This is a genomic window from Streptococcus mitis (assembly GCF_009496205.1).
GTDB lineage: Bacteria > Bacillota > Bacilli > Lactobacillales > Streptococcaceae > Streptococcus > Streptococcus mitis_BN.
In genome coordinates this window covers 23,622-40,774 of record NZ_WIJO01000002.1, presented here as the reverse complement: position 1 = coordinate 40,774, position 17,153 = coordinate 23,622, and the positions used below count along the sequence as shown (strand labels likewise).

Annotated in this window: 13 protein-coding genes; 2 read left to right on the top strand and 11 right to left on the bottom strand. The window is 43.3% G+C overall.

Translation table 11 applies throughout. From position 1 onward, the window contains the following. Window positions 1-24 precede the first annotated feature (24 nt). A complete protein-coding gene (scrK, locus tag GEZ85_RS00665) occupies window positions 25-912 on the bottom strand; it encodes a fructokinase ScrK (protein WP_153208863.1) in 888 nt (295 codons plus the stop codon). Between the two features lie 149 nt (window positions 913-1,061). Beyond that, window positions 1,062-2,999: a sucrose-specific PTS transporter subunit IIBC gene (locus tag GEZ85_RS00660; RefSeq protein WP_153208925.1), complete on the bottom strand. Its 1,938-nt coding sequence runs from the start codon at window positions 2,997-2,999 to the stop codon at window positions 1,062-1,064. 379 nt (window positions 3,000-3,378) lie between these two features. Between GEZ85_RS00660 and GEZ85_RS00655 the strand changes: the two genes are divergently transcribed. Together GEZ85_RS00655 and GEZ85_RS00650 are read left to right on the top strand one after the other, a co-directional pair. After that, window positions 3,379-4,833, top strand: coding sequence for a sucrose-6-phosphate hydrolase (locus GEZ85_RS00655; RefSeq protein WP_153208861.1), 1,455 nt, complete (start codon window positions 3,379-3,381; stop codon window positions 4,831-4,833). Continuing rightward, window positions 4,814-5,779 carry a LacI family DNA-binding transcriptional regulator gene (locus GEZ85_RS00650; protein ID WP_000226006.1) on the top strand — a complete coding sequence of 322 codons (966 nt, stop codon included), beginning with the start codon at window positions 4,814-4,816 and terminating at the stop codon, window positions 5,777-5,779. Before GEZ85_RS00655 ends, GEZ85_RS00650 begins: the two co-directional genes overlap by 20 nt. 190 nt (window positions 5,780-5,969) lie before the next feature. Here the strand turns inward: GEZ85_RS00650 and GEZ85_RS00645 are convergent, their stop codons facing one another. The 9 genes from GEZ85_RS00645 to GEZ85_RS00605 all read right to left on the bottom strand — a co-directional run bounded on the left by GEZ85_RS00645 (window position 5,970) and on the right by GEZ85_RS00605 (window position 17,130). Then, on the bottom strand, window positions 5,970-7,244 hold the full coding sequence (locus GEZ85_RS00645; RefSeq protein ID WP_153208859.1) for a hydroxymethylglutaryl-CoA reductase, degradative: 1,275 nt from the start codon (window positions 7,242-7,244) through the stop codon (window positions 5,970-5,972). Continuing rightward, window positions 7,244-8,416 carry a hydroxymethylglutaryl-CoA synthase gene (locus GEZ85_RS00640; protein ID WP_194251493.1) on the bottom strand — a complete coding sequence of 391 codons (1,173 nt, stop codon included), beginning with the start codon at window positions 8,414-8,416 and terminating at the stop codon, window positions 7,244-7,246. The genes GEZ85_RS00645 and GEZ85_RS00640 overlap by 1 nt, the downstream gene beginning before the upstream one ends. A 112-nt stretch (window positions 8,417-8,528) precedes the next feature. Then, a complete protein-coding gene (locus tag GEZ85_RS00635) occupies window positions 8,529-8,978 on the bottom strand; it encodes a threonine/serine exporter family protein (protein WP_033686494.1) in 450 nt (149 codons plus the stop codon). A gap of 1 nt (window position 8,979) precedes the next feature. Further along, on the bottom strand, window positions 8,980-9,738 hold the full coding sequence (locus GEZ85_RS00630; protein WP_024057274.1) for a threonine/serine exporter family protein: 759 nt from the start codon (window positions 9,736-9,738) through the stop codon (window positions 8,980-8,982). Between the two features lie 88 nt (window positions 9,739-9,826). Next, window positions 9,827-11,728, bottom strand: coding sequence for a Stk1 family PASTA domain-containing Ser/Thr kinase (gene pknB, locus GEZ85_RS00625; protein WP_153208855.1), 1,902 nt, complete (start codon window positions 11,726-11,728; stop codon window positions 9,827-9,829). Beyond that, the gene (locus GEZ85_RS00620; protein ID WP_153208853.1) at window positions 11,725-12,465 is read right to left on the bottom strand and encodes a Stp1/IreP family PP2C-type Ser/Thr phosphatase; all 741 of its coding nucleotides are present in this window, start codon (window positions 12,463-12,465) and stop codon (window positions 11,725-11,727) included. Before GEZ85_RS00620 ends, pknB begins: the two co-directional genes overlap by 4 nt. A gap of 14 nt (window positions 12,466-12,479) precedes the next feature. Next, window positions 12,480-13,793: a 16S rRNA (cytosine(967)-C(5))-methyltransferase RsmB gene (rsmB, locus tag GEZ85_RS00615; RefSeq protein ID WP_322741423.1), complete on the bottom strand. Its 1,314-nt coding sequence runs from the start codon at window positions 13,791-13,793 to the stop codon at window positions 12,480-12,482. Further along, on the bottom strand, window positions 13,786-14,721 hold the full coding sequence (gene fmt, locus GEZ85_RS00610) for a methionyl-tRNA formyltransferase (protein ID WP_143952951.1): 936 nt from the start codon (window positions 14,719-14,721) through the stop codon (window positions 13,786-13,788). Before fmt ends, rsmB begins: the two co-directional genes overlap by 8 nt. 12 nt (window positions 14,722-14,733) lie before the next feature. Continuing rightward, window positions 14,734-17,130, bottom strand: a complete 2,397-nt coding sequence (locus tag GEZ85_RS00605; protein ID WP_153208850.1) for a primosomal protein N' — start codon at window positions 17,128-17,130, stop codon at window positions 14,734-14,736. Window positions 17,131-17,153 lie beyond the last annotated feature (23 nt).

Below are 17,153 nucleotides of genomic sequence, written 5' to 3'. Positions count from 1 at the left end.
GGTTTCCCAAGCGGATTTTGTGCTTTATTTTGAAACTTCTTTTGCAAGGACAAAGTTTCCAAGAGTAGCAGAACCATTTCCTGCTACTGCTGGCGTCACGATGTAGTCACGCACATCAGGTACTGGTAGGTAACCATTGAGAAGAGCTGTAAATTTCTCACGGACACGGTCCAGCATATGTTGTTGAGCCATGACCCCTCCACCAAAGACAATCACGTCTGGTCGGAAAGTCACTGTCGCATCAACCGCAGCTTGAGCGATATAGTAGGCTTGAACATCCCAAACAGGGTTGTTGAGTTCAATATTTTCCCCACGAACACCTGTACGAGCTTCCAAACTTGGACCAGCTGCATAGCCTTCCAAACATCCCTTATGGAAAGGACAAACACCCTTAAACTCTTTTTCAATATCCATTGGGTGTCTAGCCACATAGTAATGGCCCATCTCAGGGTGACCCACACCGCCGATAAACTCACCACGTTGGATGACACCTGCACCGATACCTGTACCGATTGTGTAGTAAACCAAGTTTTCGATACGACCACCAGCATTGTTACGGGCAACCACTTCACCATAAGCAGAGCTGTTTACGTCTGTTGTGAAGTACATTGGCACGTCGAGGGCGCGACGAAGGGCACCAAGCAAGTCCACATTTGCCCAGTTTGGTTTTGGAGTCGTTGTGATAAAGCCATAAGTTTTTGAGTTTTTATCAATATCAATCGGACCAAATGAACCAACTGCAAGACCAGCAAGATTATCGAATTTCGAGAAGAACTCAATGGTTTTATCGATTGTTTCGATTGGAGTTGTTGTTGGAAATTGTGTTTTTTCTACAACGTTAAAGTTTTCATCACCGACAGCACAGACAAACTTTGTACCGCCCGCTTCCAAGCTTCCATATAATTTTGTCATGATAAACCTCTTGTTTTTATTTTCTTTATTATAGCATATTTCGAAAGTCTAAATTTCTCTATTTTTTAGATTTTCCTCTGTAAATCTTACCATTCAAGCAAAAACGAACAAACATGTCATTTGTTCGTTTTCACATTAGAGAGGATTGATTAAATTTTCACTTCGATCACAGCATCTCCCTTCGCAACTGAACCTGTTGCGACTGGAGCTACTGAAGCGTAGTCAGCTGTATTTGTAACGATAACCATTGTTGTATCATCAAGACCAGCTGCAGCGATTTTGTTTGAGTCAAATGTTCCAAGAACATCGCCCGCTTTAACCTTGTCACCTTGAGCAACTTTTGCTTCAAAACCGTCACCGTTCATAGACACAGTGTCAATACCAACGTGAATCAAAACTTCAGCACCATCAGTTGTTTTCAAACCAAAAGCGTGTCCTGTTGGAAAGGCAATTGAAACTTCAGCATCAGCTGGTGCATAAACCACACCTTGACTTGGTTTCACAGCGATACCTTGTCCCATAGCTCCGCTTGAGAAGACTGGGTCATTGACATCAGCAAGAGCTACAACATCACCGACGATAGGAGTTACAAGTGTTTCATTTTGAAGAGTATCAGTCTCTTCCACTACTGGTGCTTCTACTGTAGGTTCAGTAACTGTTTCTGCGGTTGCTGTAGCAGCTTCATCAGCAAAGACACTAGCTGCTTTTGTTTTCCCGTAGAAATAAGTGAAAGCAAAGGCGGCAACAAAGGACATAATTTCCGCAACTATATACATAGGGATTGAACCAGCCTTAATAGAAAGGAATCCAATAAATCCAGCCGCTCCCAATGAAACTGCAATAACGTGAGTTAAACCTGCTACGAAGGCACCAATTGCTGAACCAGCAAGGGCGCAGAAGAATGGGAATTTGTATTTCAAGTTTACCCCAAAGAGAGCAGGTTCTGTAATACCAAGGAAGGCAGAAACAGCAGCTGAACTTGACAATCCTTTTGTTTTAGCATTTTTTGTCAAGAAGTAGATTGCAAGAGTAGCCGCACCTTGTGCTACGTTTGCCATTGAAGCAACAACAAAGATGTAGTCTCCAAATCCAGTACCGTTATTATTGTAAGCAGACAACAATTGTGTTTCGATTGCTGGGAATGATTGGTGAAGACCTGTCATAACGATTAGTGAGTAAGTTCCACCAAATAGCCCCATACCAAAGGCACCTGTTGTGTTGTACAACCATACAATCGCATTTGTAATCGCATCAGACACAACCAACATAACAGGACCGATAACTGTAAAGGTAAGGAATCCTGTAAGCATCACTGATAAAAGCGGTGTGAAAGTGAAGTCAACTGCAGATGGCAATTTCTTGTGGAAGAATTTTTCCAAATTTGCTAACAACCAGACTGCAACAAGGACTGGAATAACTTGATAAGCATAGTTTGTTTGTGTAACATGGAAACCTAAGATGTCCCAGAAGGCTTCTTTCCCACCCAAATCTGGAGTGGTCATAATCATACCAATTGCAGCACCAAGGAATTGGTTTGCTCCAAAGCGCTTGGCTGCTGAAATACCAACCAAAACAGGGAGGAACATAAATGGAGCAGCAGACATCAATTGAATCATAGCTGAGAAGCCTTTGATAGCAGGATACATATCTTCAATTGATTGAGGTCCAAACAAGTCTGGTGATGTCAAGAAGTTGCGTAAAGCCATCAAGAGACCACCTGCAACTAAGGCAGGGATAATAGGAACAAAGATATCTGACAAAAGTTTAATCAAGTCCATCAATGGATTGAACTTTTTGTCTTTATTAGCAATCTCTTTCAAATCATCTGTCGAAACTTCTTTCAAACCAGTTTTCTTGATGATTTCCGCATACACGAAGTTAACATCACCAGGACCAATGATAATTTGATATTGTCCGTTAGTGCTAAAAGTTCCCTTGACATCCGCATTATTATCTAGAGCTGCTTGATTCACTTTTGATTCGTCTTTCAATACCAAACGAAGACGAGTTGCACAGTGGGCTGCAGCTACAAGATTATCCTTACCGACAGCCTCAATGACCTCGGCAGCAACTTTACTATAATCCATAGCAAAAATCTCCTTATATAAAATTTTGTTCTTGTTTGAAAGCGATTTTATCCGCCCTTACGACTATTATTTTATCATGTTTTAGAAATATGTCAAGCGTTTTGCAGAAAAAAATATTCTATCCACTTAGTAAGCTTGCTTTAGATTGATTGATTTTGACTGTTTTAGCAGGCATTCCTTAAAAAATAAGTTTAAAATCTTATTTAAAAGGATTTTGTTTCATTTTCTTTCATATTTTCTTGAAAAGTTGATTAATTTCCTGCTTTAAATTTATGATAAACGTTTAACAGTTTTTTCTCTTTTTTAACATAAAAGGCTTGCATTTTTTATCGAAAACGGTTACTATTAAAAGTGATAAGATTTTTGGAGGAATGAATGAATGGAATGGACTACTGAGCGTCGTTACAGACTTTATCAAGATTGGACGCAAGAAGAAATTCAAAATATAAAAGAAAATATGGCACAATCTCCATGGCATACTCATTACCATGTTGAGCCAAAAACAGGACTTCTCAACGACCCAAATGGCTTTTCTTACTTTGATGGCAAGTGGATCCTCTTTTACCAGAATTTTCCTTTTGGTGCAGCCCACGGTTTGAAATCTTGGGCACAGCTAGAAAGTGATGATTTGATTCACTTTAGAGAAACTGGAATCAAAGTTTTACCAGATACTCCATTAGATAGCCATGGTGCCTACTCTGGTTCTGCCATGCAGTTTGGCGATAACTTGTTCCTATTTTATACAGGAAATGTTCGTGATGAAAACTGGATCCGTCACCCATACCAGATTGGGGCTTTGATGGACAAGGATGGCAAGATTACAAAGATTGACAAGATTTTGATTGACCAACCAGCAGACTCTACTGACCACTTCCGCGACCCGCAAATTTTTAACTTTAAGGGGCAATATTATGCTATCGTTGGTGGACAGGACTTGAAGAAAAAAGGCTTCGTCCGTCTCTACAAGGCTGTTGACAACGACTACACAAACTGGCAAGCTGTTGGCGATCTTGACTTTGCTAACGACCGTACTGCCTACATGATGGAATGCCCAAATCTGGTCTTTGTAGAGGAACAACCTGTCCTTCTCTACTGCCCACAAGGATTGGATAAGAAGGTTCTAGACTACGATAATATCTTTCCAAATATGTATAAGATTGGGGCTTCCTTTGACCCTGAAAATGCCAAAATGGTAGATGTGTCTCAACTTCAAAACATGGACTATGGTTTCGAAGCCTATGCAACTCAAGCCTTCAACGCTCCTGATGGACGCGCTCTAGCTGTTAGCTGGCTTGGCTTGCCTGATGTTTCATATCCATCTGACCGTTTTGACCACCAAGGAACCTTCTCTTTGGTCAAGGAACTCACTATCAAAGACGGCAAACTCTACCAATACCCAGTCGCAGCTATCAAGGACCTTCGTGCTTCTGAAGAACCTTTCTCAAATCGTGCCCAAACCAAGAACACTTATGAACTTGAACTCAACTTGGAAGCTAATAGCCAGAGCGAGATTGTCTTACTTGCTGATCAAGAAGGCAAGGGACTTTCCATCAACTTTGACCTTGTAAATGGTCAAGTGACAGTGGATCGTAGCCAGGCTGGTGAACAGTATGCCCAAGAATTTGGAACTACTCGTTCTTGCCCTATCGATAATCAGCCTACTACTGCTACGATCTTCATCGATAACTCTGTCTTTGAAATTTTCATCAATAAAGGAGAAAAAGTATTTTCTGGTCGTGTCTTCCCACATGCGGACCAAAATGGTATCCTGATTAAATCTGGAAACCCAACTGGAACTTACTATGAATTAGATTATGGTCGCAAAACTAACTGATGTCGCCAAACTTGCAGGCGTCAGCCCTACTACCGTTTCTCGGGTTATCAATAAAAAAGGCTATCTATCTGAAAAAACCATTCAAAAGGTTAATGAAGCCATGCGGGAATTGGGCTATAAGCCCAACAACCTAGCTCGTAGTTTGCAAGGAAAATCGGCTAAGTTAATCGGCTTGATTTTCCCCAATATTTCCAACGTTTTCTATGCAGAATTGATTGATAAGCTGGAACACCAACTCTTCAAAAATGGTTATAAGACCATCATCTGCAACAGTGAGCACGATTCTGAGAAGGAACGCGAATACATCGAAATGTTGGAAGCCAATCAGGTGGATGGCATCATTTCGGGTAGTCACAACCTGGGAATCGAAGACTACAATCGAGTGACAGCACCGATTATTTCCTTCGACCGAAACCTATCGCCAGACATTCCTGTCGTTTCCTCTGACAACTACGCTGGTGGTGTTCTTGCTGCCCAGACCTTAGTCAAGACAGGTGCCCAGTCTATCATCATGATTACAGGGAATGACAATTCCAATTCGCCAACTGGGCTACGTCACGCTGGCTTTGCATCTGTTCTCCCCAAAGCTCCTATTATCAATGTTTCCAGTGACTTTTCTCCCGTCAGAAAAGAAATGGAAATCAAGAATATCTTGACCCGACAAAAGCCTGATGCCATCTTTGCTTCGGATGATTTGACTGCCATTCTAGTCATTAAAATTGCCCAAGAACTAGGCATTTCTGTCCCTGAAGAGCTCAAGGTCATCGGCTACGATGGGACCTATTTTATCGAGAACTACTACCCTCATTTGACAACAATTAAGCAACCTTTGCAAGAGATTGCCTGCCTCACTGTTGACCTCCTCTTACAGAAGATCGAAGGCAAGGAAGTCGCCACAACAGGCTATTTTTTACCTGTTACATTATTACCTGGAAAAAGTATTTAATACTCTTCGAAAATCAAATTCAAACCACGTCAGCTTCACCTTGCCGTAGGTATAGGTAACTGACTTCGTTAGTTTTATCTGCAACCTCAAAACGGTGTTTTGAGCAACCTGCGGCTAGCTTCCTAGTTTGCTTTTTGATTTTCATTGAGTATAAGTACAAGAAAACTCAGACCGATTCGTCTGAGTTTTTTTATGATCTTAAATTTTCGAGATAGCGCTGGGCTATCTCTAGGTTAAAGGTTTTATCTGCGATGAGGCGCTCAACTAGGGGAGCAACTTCAGATTCACTAGCCCCAGCAAGAAGAGCTAAAGATTTGGCCTGCAATTTCATATGTCCCTGCTGAATTCCTGTACTGACCAAGGCTTTCAGGGCCGCAAAGTTTTGGGCGAGACCGATAGACACGATAATCTGGGCTAATTCTTTGGCAGAAGGATTTCCCAGTAGCTCATGACTGAGGGCCACACGAGGATTGAGGCCGATAGAGCCACCCTTAGTCGCTACAGGCATAGGTAGTGTCATCTCACCAGCCAATTCTTCTCTTTCAAGATCCAGCCTCCATTGACTGAGACCTTGATAGTGCCCGTCTCGACTGGCAAAGGCATGGGCACCAGCCTCAATGGCACGCCAGTCATTTCCAGTGGCAATCAAAATGGCATCAATGCCGTTAAAAATCCCTTTATTATGAGTAGCGGCTCGGTAAGGATCAGCCTGCGCAAACTGGCTAGCCAAAGCTATTTTCTCCGCAATTTCTCGTCCTTGATCCTTTTGACGACTCAAGTAGCGAAAGGCGATACGACAACTTGAAGTAACAAGAGAATCGGTCGCGTAATTAGACAGGATTCCCATAAGACTCTGTCCCTGACTGAGTTCTTCCAAGACTGGTTTCAGGGCCTCCAGCATGGTGTTGAGCATATTAGCTCCCATGGCTTCTTGGGTATCGACATGAAGATAAACAACGAGAAAGTCTGTTTCGCCTTTAATCTTTTCTACATGTAGATCACGCGCCCCACCTCCACGTTTGACGATAGAAGGATAAGCTTGATTGGCAAGTTCCAAGAGCTCTGCCTTCTTGCTGGCAATCTTCTCTTGCGCTTGTTCAGGATTAGCAACTTGATAAAGGGCTACCTGCCCAATCATCTGGCGCTCATGGACTTGAGCAGTAAAACCGCCTGCTCGCTTGATGATTTTGCTGGCATAGCTGGCCGCAGCAACCACGGACGGTTCTTCTGTCACATAGGGAACTGTGTATTCCTGCCCATTGACAAGAACCTCTGGAACCAGAGAATAAGGGAGAGAAAAAGTTCCCACTACATTCTCACTCAGCTGGTCTGCAACAGTCACACCAATCTGTTCATCCTGCTCCAGACTGACTTGTCTCTCAGGACTAAGGAGCGCCTGAGCTTTTAACAGCTCTAGGCGCTCTTGGTATGATTTTTTAGAAAATCCATTCCAACTTATCTTCATTATTTTTCAACCTTGCTATAACGGCGTTGGTGGTCGACAATTTCAACCAAGGCAAAATCTTGATTTTCATAGCCAGAAAACTGGGCAGAGTTTGTTTCATCCAAGTCTACTTCCTCAAAGAAGACCTTTTCATAGTCTGCGACAGACAGGGCAGTTCGTTGGTTGAGCTTGTTCAAGCGGTCTTTATTGAGGTAAGCTTCATAACCTTCAACCAATTCACCACTGAAGAACTCAGCCACGGCACCACTTCCGTAACTATAAAGGGCGATTTTATCCCCAGACTTCAAGCTATCTGTATTTTCCAAGAGAGACAAAAGTCCAAGGAAAAGTGAACCTGTATAGATATTCCCCACCTTTTGACTGTAGAGAATAGACTGGTCAAAATGCTTTTGCAAGAGGTCTTTTTTCTCTTGAGACAGGCTCTTATCCATGATTTTTTTCAAGCCTTTTAAGGCTAATTTAGGGTAAGGCAAATGGAAACAAACAGCTGCAAAATCATCCAAAGTAAGCTGGTAGCGTTTTTGATATTCGAGCCAAGTCGTTTTCAAACTATCTAGATATTGTTGGGTAGAATAAACACCATTTACATAAGGAGTTGTCGAGTAATTTGGACGCCAGAAATCCATGATGTCACGGGTCTGAGCTACATTGTCATTATTAAAGGCCATAATGCGTGGATTTTGTGTAATCAACATAGCTACACTTCCAGCACCCTGAGTTGGTTCTCCTGGAGTTTCAATACCATATTTGGCAATATCGCTTGCGATGACCAAGACCTTGGACTCTGGAGAATTTTCCACATGCAATTTGGCATAATGAAGGGCCGCTGTCGCTCCATAGCAAGCTTCTTTAATCTCGAAACTACGAGCAAAAGGCTGGATGCCCAGCAAACCATGCACAAAGACGGCCGCAGCTTTACTCTGGTCAATTCCTGACTCGGTAGCAACAATGACCATGTCAATTTCTTCTCTTTCTTGCTCAGTTAAAATAGAATCACTTGCACTGGCCGCCAAGGTCACGATATCCTCAGTTAGGGGCGCAATACTCAATTCCTTGAGTAAGAGTCCTTTGCTTAATTTTTCAGGGTCAATTCCCCTCGCTTCTGCTAAGTCTTGTAATTTCAAGACATATTGACTGGTCGCAAAACCAATCTTATCAATACCGATTGTCATATTTACCTCTGTTTTATCATTCATGTAAAAAATCGTTCTATACTATTTTATCACAAATAGCAGTAAAAGAGAGAAAAAAGACTTGATTCACCAAATCAAGTCCCTTATTATTCTAACCATTATGCTGTTTTCTTAAGTAAGAATAAAGTCTAAGAATCACGGTTCCACTAGCCATTCCAATGGAAATCACCAAAGCCAGCATAACAACCAAGGTTGCACTAGCAATGGCATGACTGTAATCTCCCGTCACAAAAAAGGCAGTTGTCCGATAAGAAAGGTATCCCGGAACCAGTGGTGCCAAGATGGCCAAGATAAAGACCACAGCAGGAGTCTTATAAAGAATACTTAAAATCTGGCTGACACAAGAACCAATAATAGCCGCAATAAAGGTAGCCACAATAACATTGGTCGGTTCCTTGAGCAAGAGATAGATTAGCCAGACAGCCATGCCCAAAATCCCTCCTGGTAAGAGCATAGAACGTTGAACATTGAGTACAATTAAAAAAGTGATAATAGCAAGAAGACTTGCTACTGCTTGTAATAAAAAGGTTGTTAGTGTCATATTAATTCATCAATACCAAGGCGACAGAAGTTCCCGCCCCTAAAGCAAGGGTAATGAGCAGGGATTCAAACATCTTGCTCATACCAGAGTTTATGTGGTTAGTCATAATATCACGGACCGCATTGGTCAAGGCAATTCCTGGTACAAAAGGCATGACCGCACCAGCTATAATCAAATCTGCCGTTGAGGGAAAGCCTGTGTAGCGCGCCCAAAACTGAGCTATCATCCCAAAGACAAAAGCTCCAGCAAAGGCTGTTACAAAGGGAATTCGGATAAACTTTTCCACATAGAGGGAAAAGGCAAAACCAAATAAGGTAGCCACTCCTGCCCCGAGTGCGTCGTAGATATTTCCACTAAACATAATTGAAAAGAAAGGAGCACTAAAGGTCGCAGCCAGAGTCACCTGCAACTTGGTATAAGGAAGAGGTTGGGCTTGCAAAGCCGTCAATTGCTTGAAGGCCGTCTCTAAATCCAGCTTTCCCCCTACCAACTGACGAGAAATCTGGTTGACATCGCAGACTTTTTCAATATTATAAGAAGAGGAAGTCACACGTTTCATTCGCGAAATATTGGTATTTTCAATGGAGAAAAAGATTGCGGCAGGCATAGCCAGAACATTGCAATCCAAAATTCCCTGCGAATGCGCAATACGAATCATGGTATCTTCTACACGATGAATCTCTGAGCCACTTTTGAGAAGAATGGTTCCAGCTAACATAATCACATCGATGACGGCATTTAATTCTCTTGATTCTTCCATGCGTTCCTCCTTTTATCAACTCCTTCTATTCTATCACAAATCCGGACTCAAAAAAAATCTTTGCCATGAAATCATGACAAAGATTCGTTTAATCACGAGAATTTTCGTGGTTCCCTTCACTACTTGATTGAGTAGTAGCAGGTGCATTCTCTCGTTGATTTCCTTGTTGGTTCCCCTGACTTGGTGTTGTAGTAGAACCTTGGTTTCCACGTTGGGCTGGTGCTGATGATGACGTTGACGGCGGTGTTTTTGGTTTGTAGATTGAAATCTTGACACGCGTCTTAGTCAAATCAACCTTTTCACCTGCTTTTGGACTCTGTTCAACGACTGTACCTTCAGCAGTTCCAGCGGGAGCTGTCGACACTTCTACAACTTCAATATTGGCTTCTTTAATACCGACAATTTGAACGAGATTATTTTTAGTAAATTCGAGACTAGATCCTATATAACTTGGCATGACAACACTTGTTACTTTCTTAGCAATAGTTAAAGTAATTGTTGAGGCCTTACTCAAATCATAAGTTGTTCCAGCAGACGGGCTCTGTCTAAGAACTGTTCCTTCTTCACTCTCGCTTGATTCTTCTTCCTCTATCTTGATGAGATTTTCAGGTACCTTCTTCTGCTTGAGTTCTGCGATAACATCGGTCGATTTACGGCCGATATAATTGCTCAATTGGAAAGATTGCTTGCCTGATGAGACAACCAAATTGATTTTCGTTCCTTCTTTTCGACCAGTTCCAGCGTCAGGATCTGTACGGATAATCCGCCCTTCTTCCACCTTTTCACTAGCCTCTGATTTCTCCTCGCCAATCTCAAAATTGGCTTTCTTGAGGGTTTCCTTGGCTTCCGCCACTGTCTTACCTGTCACATCTGGAATGGCAATGGTTGCAGGAGTTCTCGATAGTATCCAAATAAGAGAAGCTGCCACCAATACAATGCTGGCCAACAAAATCATATAGCGAACTCTAAATTTCCGTTTCTTAACAGGCTTGGTTGCGTAATTGTCCTCTGAAGTCTGCTGACTCGGCTTCGCAGTCTGTGGCTTTGGACTTTGTGTTTGCACCTTAGGAATCGAAGTCAAGGTACTTTGTGGAACTTTAGGAAGAGTCTTGGTGTCAGCCTTAGTGGTATCATTAAACACCAATTTAGGCTCATTGCGACGATTATAAGACAAACTACTAGACAAGTCCACATACATCTCTGCAACTGACTGATAACGATCTGTCAATTTCTTGGCAGTTGCCTTGATGACAACATTCTCTAAAGCCTGAGGCACAGATGGATTCTCAGCTATAACCGATGGCAATGGTTTCTGGAAATGCTGGAGGGCGATGGTCACCGCACTATCCCCATCATAAGGGATATGTCCTGTCAACATCTCATAAAAGATAATCCCCATGGCATAGATATCACTCTGTACAGTCGCTTTAGAACCACGCGCCTGCTCTGGTGATAAATAATGCACAGAACCTAGCATTGAGTTGGTCTGGGTCAGACTTGTCTCAGCAAAGGCTACTGCAATCCCGAAGTCTGTAACCTTGGCAGTCCCATCTGGCGTCAAGAGGATATTTTGAGGTTTCAAGTCCCTATGGACAATTCCTCTGGTATGGGCCAAACGCATAGCCAAGAGGATTTGTCCCATGATACGGACGGCTTCTTCATTAGAAAGAGGGTGATGTTCCTTGATATAGCGTTTAAGGTCTAGTCCAGCAACATACTCCATTGCAAGATACTGTTGACCGTCTTCCTCACCAATATCTGTTATCCGAACGATATGAGGATGGTCTAGATCTGCCATAGCTCTCGCTTCACGCTGAAAACGAGCTACAGCTATCGGGTCCGTCTGGTAGTTGGTCCTCAAGACCTTCACTGCCACTTCTTCTCCGTCTAGAATTAAATCCTTGGCCAAATAGACATCTGCCATGCCTCCTCGGCCAATCTGTTTCACAATCCGATAGCGTCCGGCAAAAATCTTGCCGATTTGGATCATTCTGCGTCCTCCTCGTTCATAGAAACAAGGGCAACCGTAATGTTGTCTAAACCTCCTGCATTGTTAGCAAAACGCACGAGCGTCGCTGTTTTATCTGCCAAAGGAATATCACTGGTTACAATATCAGAAATCTCACTGCCTGAAATCATGTTGGTTAATCCATCGCTATTAAGTAGGAGATAATCTCCTGTCGCAAGGGTAATCATTCCAAAATCAGGCTGAATTTCGTCTTTTTGACCAATTGACTGGGTAATAATATTTTTCTGTGGGTGGCTAGCTGCTTCTTCAGGTGTCAATTGACCTGCCTTGAGCAATTCATTAACCAAGGAATGGTCGCTCGTTAACTGATGGTATTCTTCTCCACGAATCAAACCGATACGAGAATCCCCAATGTGGGCATAGATAGCCTGATTGCCAATAATAGCAACAGCCTCAAGGGTTGTTCCCATTCCTTTATAAGCTTCATCTTGTCCCAATTGGTTAATCTTTTGATTTTCAATCTCAAGGTTGTTAGCAAACCATTCACGTACTTCATTAACTGTATCGATTTGAGTATCCACCCAAGCTACACCTAGGTCTGTTACCGCCATCTCACTAGCGATATTCCCTGCGCGATGACCTCCCATACCATCAGCTAGGATAATCATGGTACGTCCAGCTCTATTGACATAGTGGTTTACATAGTCTTGGTTATTTGTTCGTTTCTGACCAACATCTGTTAATAATGAAATTTCCATGTGTTAGTTCCTTCCTAATCTGATATCTTGCGAAATTGGCTGATGAAGAATCCATCACTTCCATACAATTCAGGGGTGATGAGGATACAGCCATCTTTCATGATATCCTTACATTCATGTTCTAGTTTTACCTGCTCAAAGTCGGGATGACTTTCTAAAAATGCCTGAACGACTTGAAAGTTCTCCTCTGAGACAATAGTACAGGTACTATAAGTTATTATACCACCTTTGCGTAGTGTTTGACAAACACTACCTAATATTTCTAGCTGAATTTCCTGTAAGGACGCGAAATCTGCCGTTTCTTTGTTGTATTTGATATCTGGTTTGCGACGCAGAAGACCGATTCCTGAACAAGGAGCATCCACCAAAATCTTATCAAATGAATTCTGACCAAAAAACTCATGCACCTTTCTGGCATCCAATTTTTTCGTTTGAACTCGTTCTGCAACCCCTAGACGTTGGGCATTTTCTTGGATTAAGTCCAACTTGTGGTCATATAAATCCAGAGCAATTACCTGACCTGTCGTGAGATAAGAGGCTATATGAGCTGTTTTTCCACCTGGAGCTGCACAAGCATCTAGAACCTGCTCATCACCTTGTAAATCAAGCGTCGGAGCAACAAGCTGACTGGACTCGTCTTGGATGGTAATGGCTCCCTCTGAAAATAGGTCATATCCCGCAAAGTGGCCTTGCTCCTTCACAAGACCAGAGGGAGACAAGGATGAATCACTGGCCTCCAACAAGACTTGGATTTCTTCTTTTCGACTTAAATCAGTCACGCGGATGCTGGCCTTATTGCGCACCAAAAGACTTTCAAAAATAGCTTGCGCTCGCTCTTCGCCGTATTCTTCCTTAAGTTTAGACACAAGCCAAACTGGGAGAGAATAGGCAACGGAATCACGCTTGTTTTTTCGCTTGATGCTAGCAATATCTGGCCAGCCTTCACGCAAGATACGGCGAAGGACAGCGTTGACCAATTTTTCACTGCCTTTTTTACGGACTTTGGCCAATTCTACTGCTTCATTGACCACAGCATGATCTGGAATCTTGTCCAAATAGCGGAGTTGGTAGGCACTCATGAGAAGAAGAACATAAAGCCAACTATCTAACTGGTCTCTGTCTTCGATAAAGTGGGATAGGTGCCATTCCAGAGTCAGTTTACGGGCTACCGTTCCATAGACCAGCTCGGTCACCAAGCCCTTGTCTGCTGCCGAAAGTTGACTTCCCTTGAAATGCTTATTTAAGGCGATATTTGAGTATGCTTGATTGATAAAAACATCCTCTAATACTGCTAGGGCTAAACTTCTAGCCGTTTCTACTTTAGTCACCAAATCGTTCTCCTACAGTCAATGTACGTCCAACTCCATTGAGGAAGGAAGCAATGTCCATCTTAGGTTTACCAGCTGGCTGCACTTGTTTGAGGGATAGAGCCCCTTCTGCCGTTGCGACAATCAATTCTTTCTTGCCAATAGAGAGAATCTCACCTGGATTTCCCTGACCTTCTACTGGTAGTGCTTCATAAATCTTAAAGCGGTCGCCCTTAAGGAAAGTATGGGCAACAGGCCACGGGTTCATTCCACGGATTTGGTTGAAAAGTTGACGATTGGTCTTAGTCCAATCTAGTTTTTCTTCTTCTGGCTTGATATTTGGCGAGAAAGTGACCTGACTTGGATACTGCGGTTCAGGTTTAATGTCACCAGCAATGTAGGCAGGCAAAGTATCCAAAAGCAAATCGCGACCAACAAGAGCTAATTTCTCAAACAAGGTGCCAACATTATCCTCATCTGTGATCGGAATGCTACGACGAGAAATCATATCTCCTGCATCCATTTCCTTAACCATTTCCATAATGGTCACACCAGCTTCCTTATCCCCTTGAATCAATGCATAATGGATTGGCGCTCCACCACGATGTTTAGGAAGAAGAGAAGCGTGAACATTGACCGCAAAGTCCATGCTATCAAGGAGTTTACTTGGGAGAAACTGCCCAAAAGCAGCAGTCACAATTCCATCTGCTCCTAGCTTCATAATAGCTTCCATCTCTGGACTTCCAGATAATTTTTCAGGTTGGTAGATTGGAAGACCCGCTTCTTTAGCAGCCTGCTTGACTGGGGTTTCTTGGATCACTTTTTTACGTCCGACAGCACGGTCTGGCTGGGTCACAACGGCTAGAATTTCGTAACGGTCATCTGTCAAAAGTCCTTTTAAGACTGTTGCTGAAAAGTCGGGGGTCCCCATAAAGATTAATTTTGTCATATCTTCTCCTTCTTATAAAAATTGCTGTGGCTCATGGTCAATACTGAGACGGAGCTCACTATTTTCCCGCTCTTGAGTCAAGGCCAAGACCTGGTTGAGGGTTAGCCCCAGCTCATCTTCTAAACGGTATTTAATTAAAATCTGGTAATGATAGAGGTTGTGGGTACGAGCAATCGGTTTGGGGGTTGGCCCAAGAATGTTACTGGTCTCTGACAATCCTGACCGCAAAATGTTCATAACTTCATAAGCACGTTTGACCACCTCTTCTTCTTTCTTGTGAGAAATGGTAATGCCAATGGTGAAATAGTAAGGCGGATAACCAAGTTGTCGTCTGATTCCCATTTCATAGGCATAAAAACCTTCGTAATCCTGATCCTTTGCAAATCGAATAGCGTAGTGCTGAGGATTGTAAGACTGAATCAAGACCTGCCCAGCTTTTTCAGCACGACCTGCCCGGCCTGCAACCTGAGTCAAGAGCTGGAAGGTTCTCTCAGAAGAACGGAAATCAGGCAGATTCAAGGCCGTATCCGCATTTAGAACTCCGACTAAAGTCACATTTGGAAAATCCAATCCCTTAGCAATCATCTGAGTTCCTAGCAAGATATCCGCTTCTCCTCGTCCAAACTGGTCAAGAAGAGCTTGGTGACTACCTTTCTTACGAGTCGTGTCCACATCCATCCGCAGAATGCGGGCTTGAGGAAAGAGTTCTGCTAGCTCATCATAAGCTTTTTGAGTCCCTGTTCCATAGTAACGAATACTGCGACTCTTACAGTTAGGACAGACCTGAGGAATGTCCTTAGAAAACCCACAATAATGGCAGTTCATGGTCTTGGTATCCATGTGCAAGGTCAGAGAAATGTCACAGTTGGGACAAGTATCCACCGTCCCACATTCCCGACACATGACAAAGCTAGAATAACCACGGCGATTGAGCATGAGAACCACCTGCTCTTTTTTAGCCAGACGGTCTTGGATAGCTTCTAGCAAAGGCGGTGTAAAGTTTGACGTCTCATTTTGTCCGATATAGTCCCGAAAATCAATCACTTGAACCTCAGGAATGGTGGCTAAAGGATTAGCTCGTTGGGTCAGACATAAGTGCTGATAGACGCCTTTTCCAGCCCGCGCACGGCTTTCCAGACTTGGTGTCGCTGAACCAAGGACCAAGGCCGCTTGATTATACCGGGCCCGTAAAATAGCCACCTCTCTGGCATGGTAACGGGGATTGCTGTCTTGCTTATAAGTCGCTTCATGCTCCTCATCAATAATCATGACACCTAGATTTTTCAGGGGGGCAAAGATGGCCGATCTAGCACCAACAACAACTTGAGCATCTCCTCGTTCCACCTTGCGCCATTCGTCGTACTTTTCACCATTGGACAGGCCTGAGTGAAGGATGGCCACTTTCTCACCAAAACGGGCAATAAAACGCTCCGTCATCTGTGGAGTCAAGGAAATCTCAGGCACCAGCAAAATAGCTGTCTTGCCCTTGTCCAAGGCCCCTTGGATAATCTGCAAGTAAACCTCTGTCTTCCCACTTCCTGTAATCCCTTGAAGGAGGAAGGGAGTCTGATGACTGCCAATCGCACTTACAACCGCATCACGCGCCTGTCTTTGCTCTGGATTCAACTCCAAAGGCTGACTTGCTTCAATTCCTTCAAAATAAGCAGCCGAGCGTTGGACTTCTTTTTGGACTATGGTAACAGCACCTTGTTCCACAAAGAAGTTGACTTGCTCCCGCGAATAGAACTCTAGCAAACTAGCCAAGGAAGCGCTCTTAGGATGAGAAAGCAAATAGTCTCTCAGTTCTAACTTTTTCTTGGCACGCGTAGAGATCTCAATTTTCTCTAACTGAGTAGCATCAACCTCATACCAAGACTGGGTCTTAACCTTCTTTTGATCAATTGCCTGGTATTCCAGACCAAGCAGTCCTTTTCTAGTCAAACGCATCATTTCGGCTTGTTTGGCAAGGTCTAGTGAAGAAAAGGCAAGCGAATCCTCTGAACCAAACAAGCGCTCTCGGTCTGCCTGACTCAGACCTACCAGAGGATAGAGAATCTTATCATAGCTGGAGTTCAGAAATCCCGGTAACATAGCCTTGAGGATGGAGATTTTATAGGAGAAGACGGACTTGCGGAGCTCTTCAGCTAGCCAGAGTTGTTCTTGCGTGAGAACAGGAGAAAAATCCAGCACCTCTGCAATATCTTTTAAATCCTGCTCCATCTCTCCTTCGTCTGATTGAGACTCCAAACCAAGAACAATCCCTTGAATCAGGCGATTGCCCTTACCAAAAGGCACATGAACCCGCATCCCAACTTCCAGCATTCCCAGAAACTCCTCAGGAATCCTGTAACTATAGGGCTGGTCCGTCTGCATCAAGGGCACATCTACAATGATCTTGGCTATAGCCATCTTCTCACCTCCTCCTTGTCAGT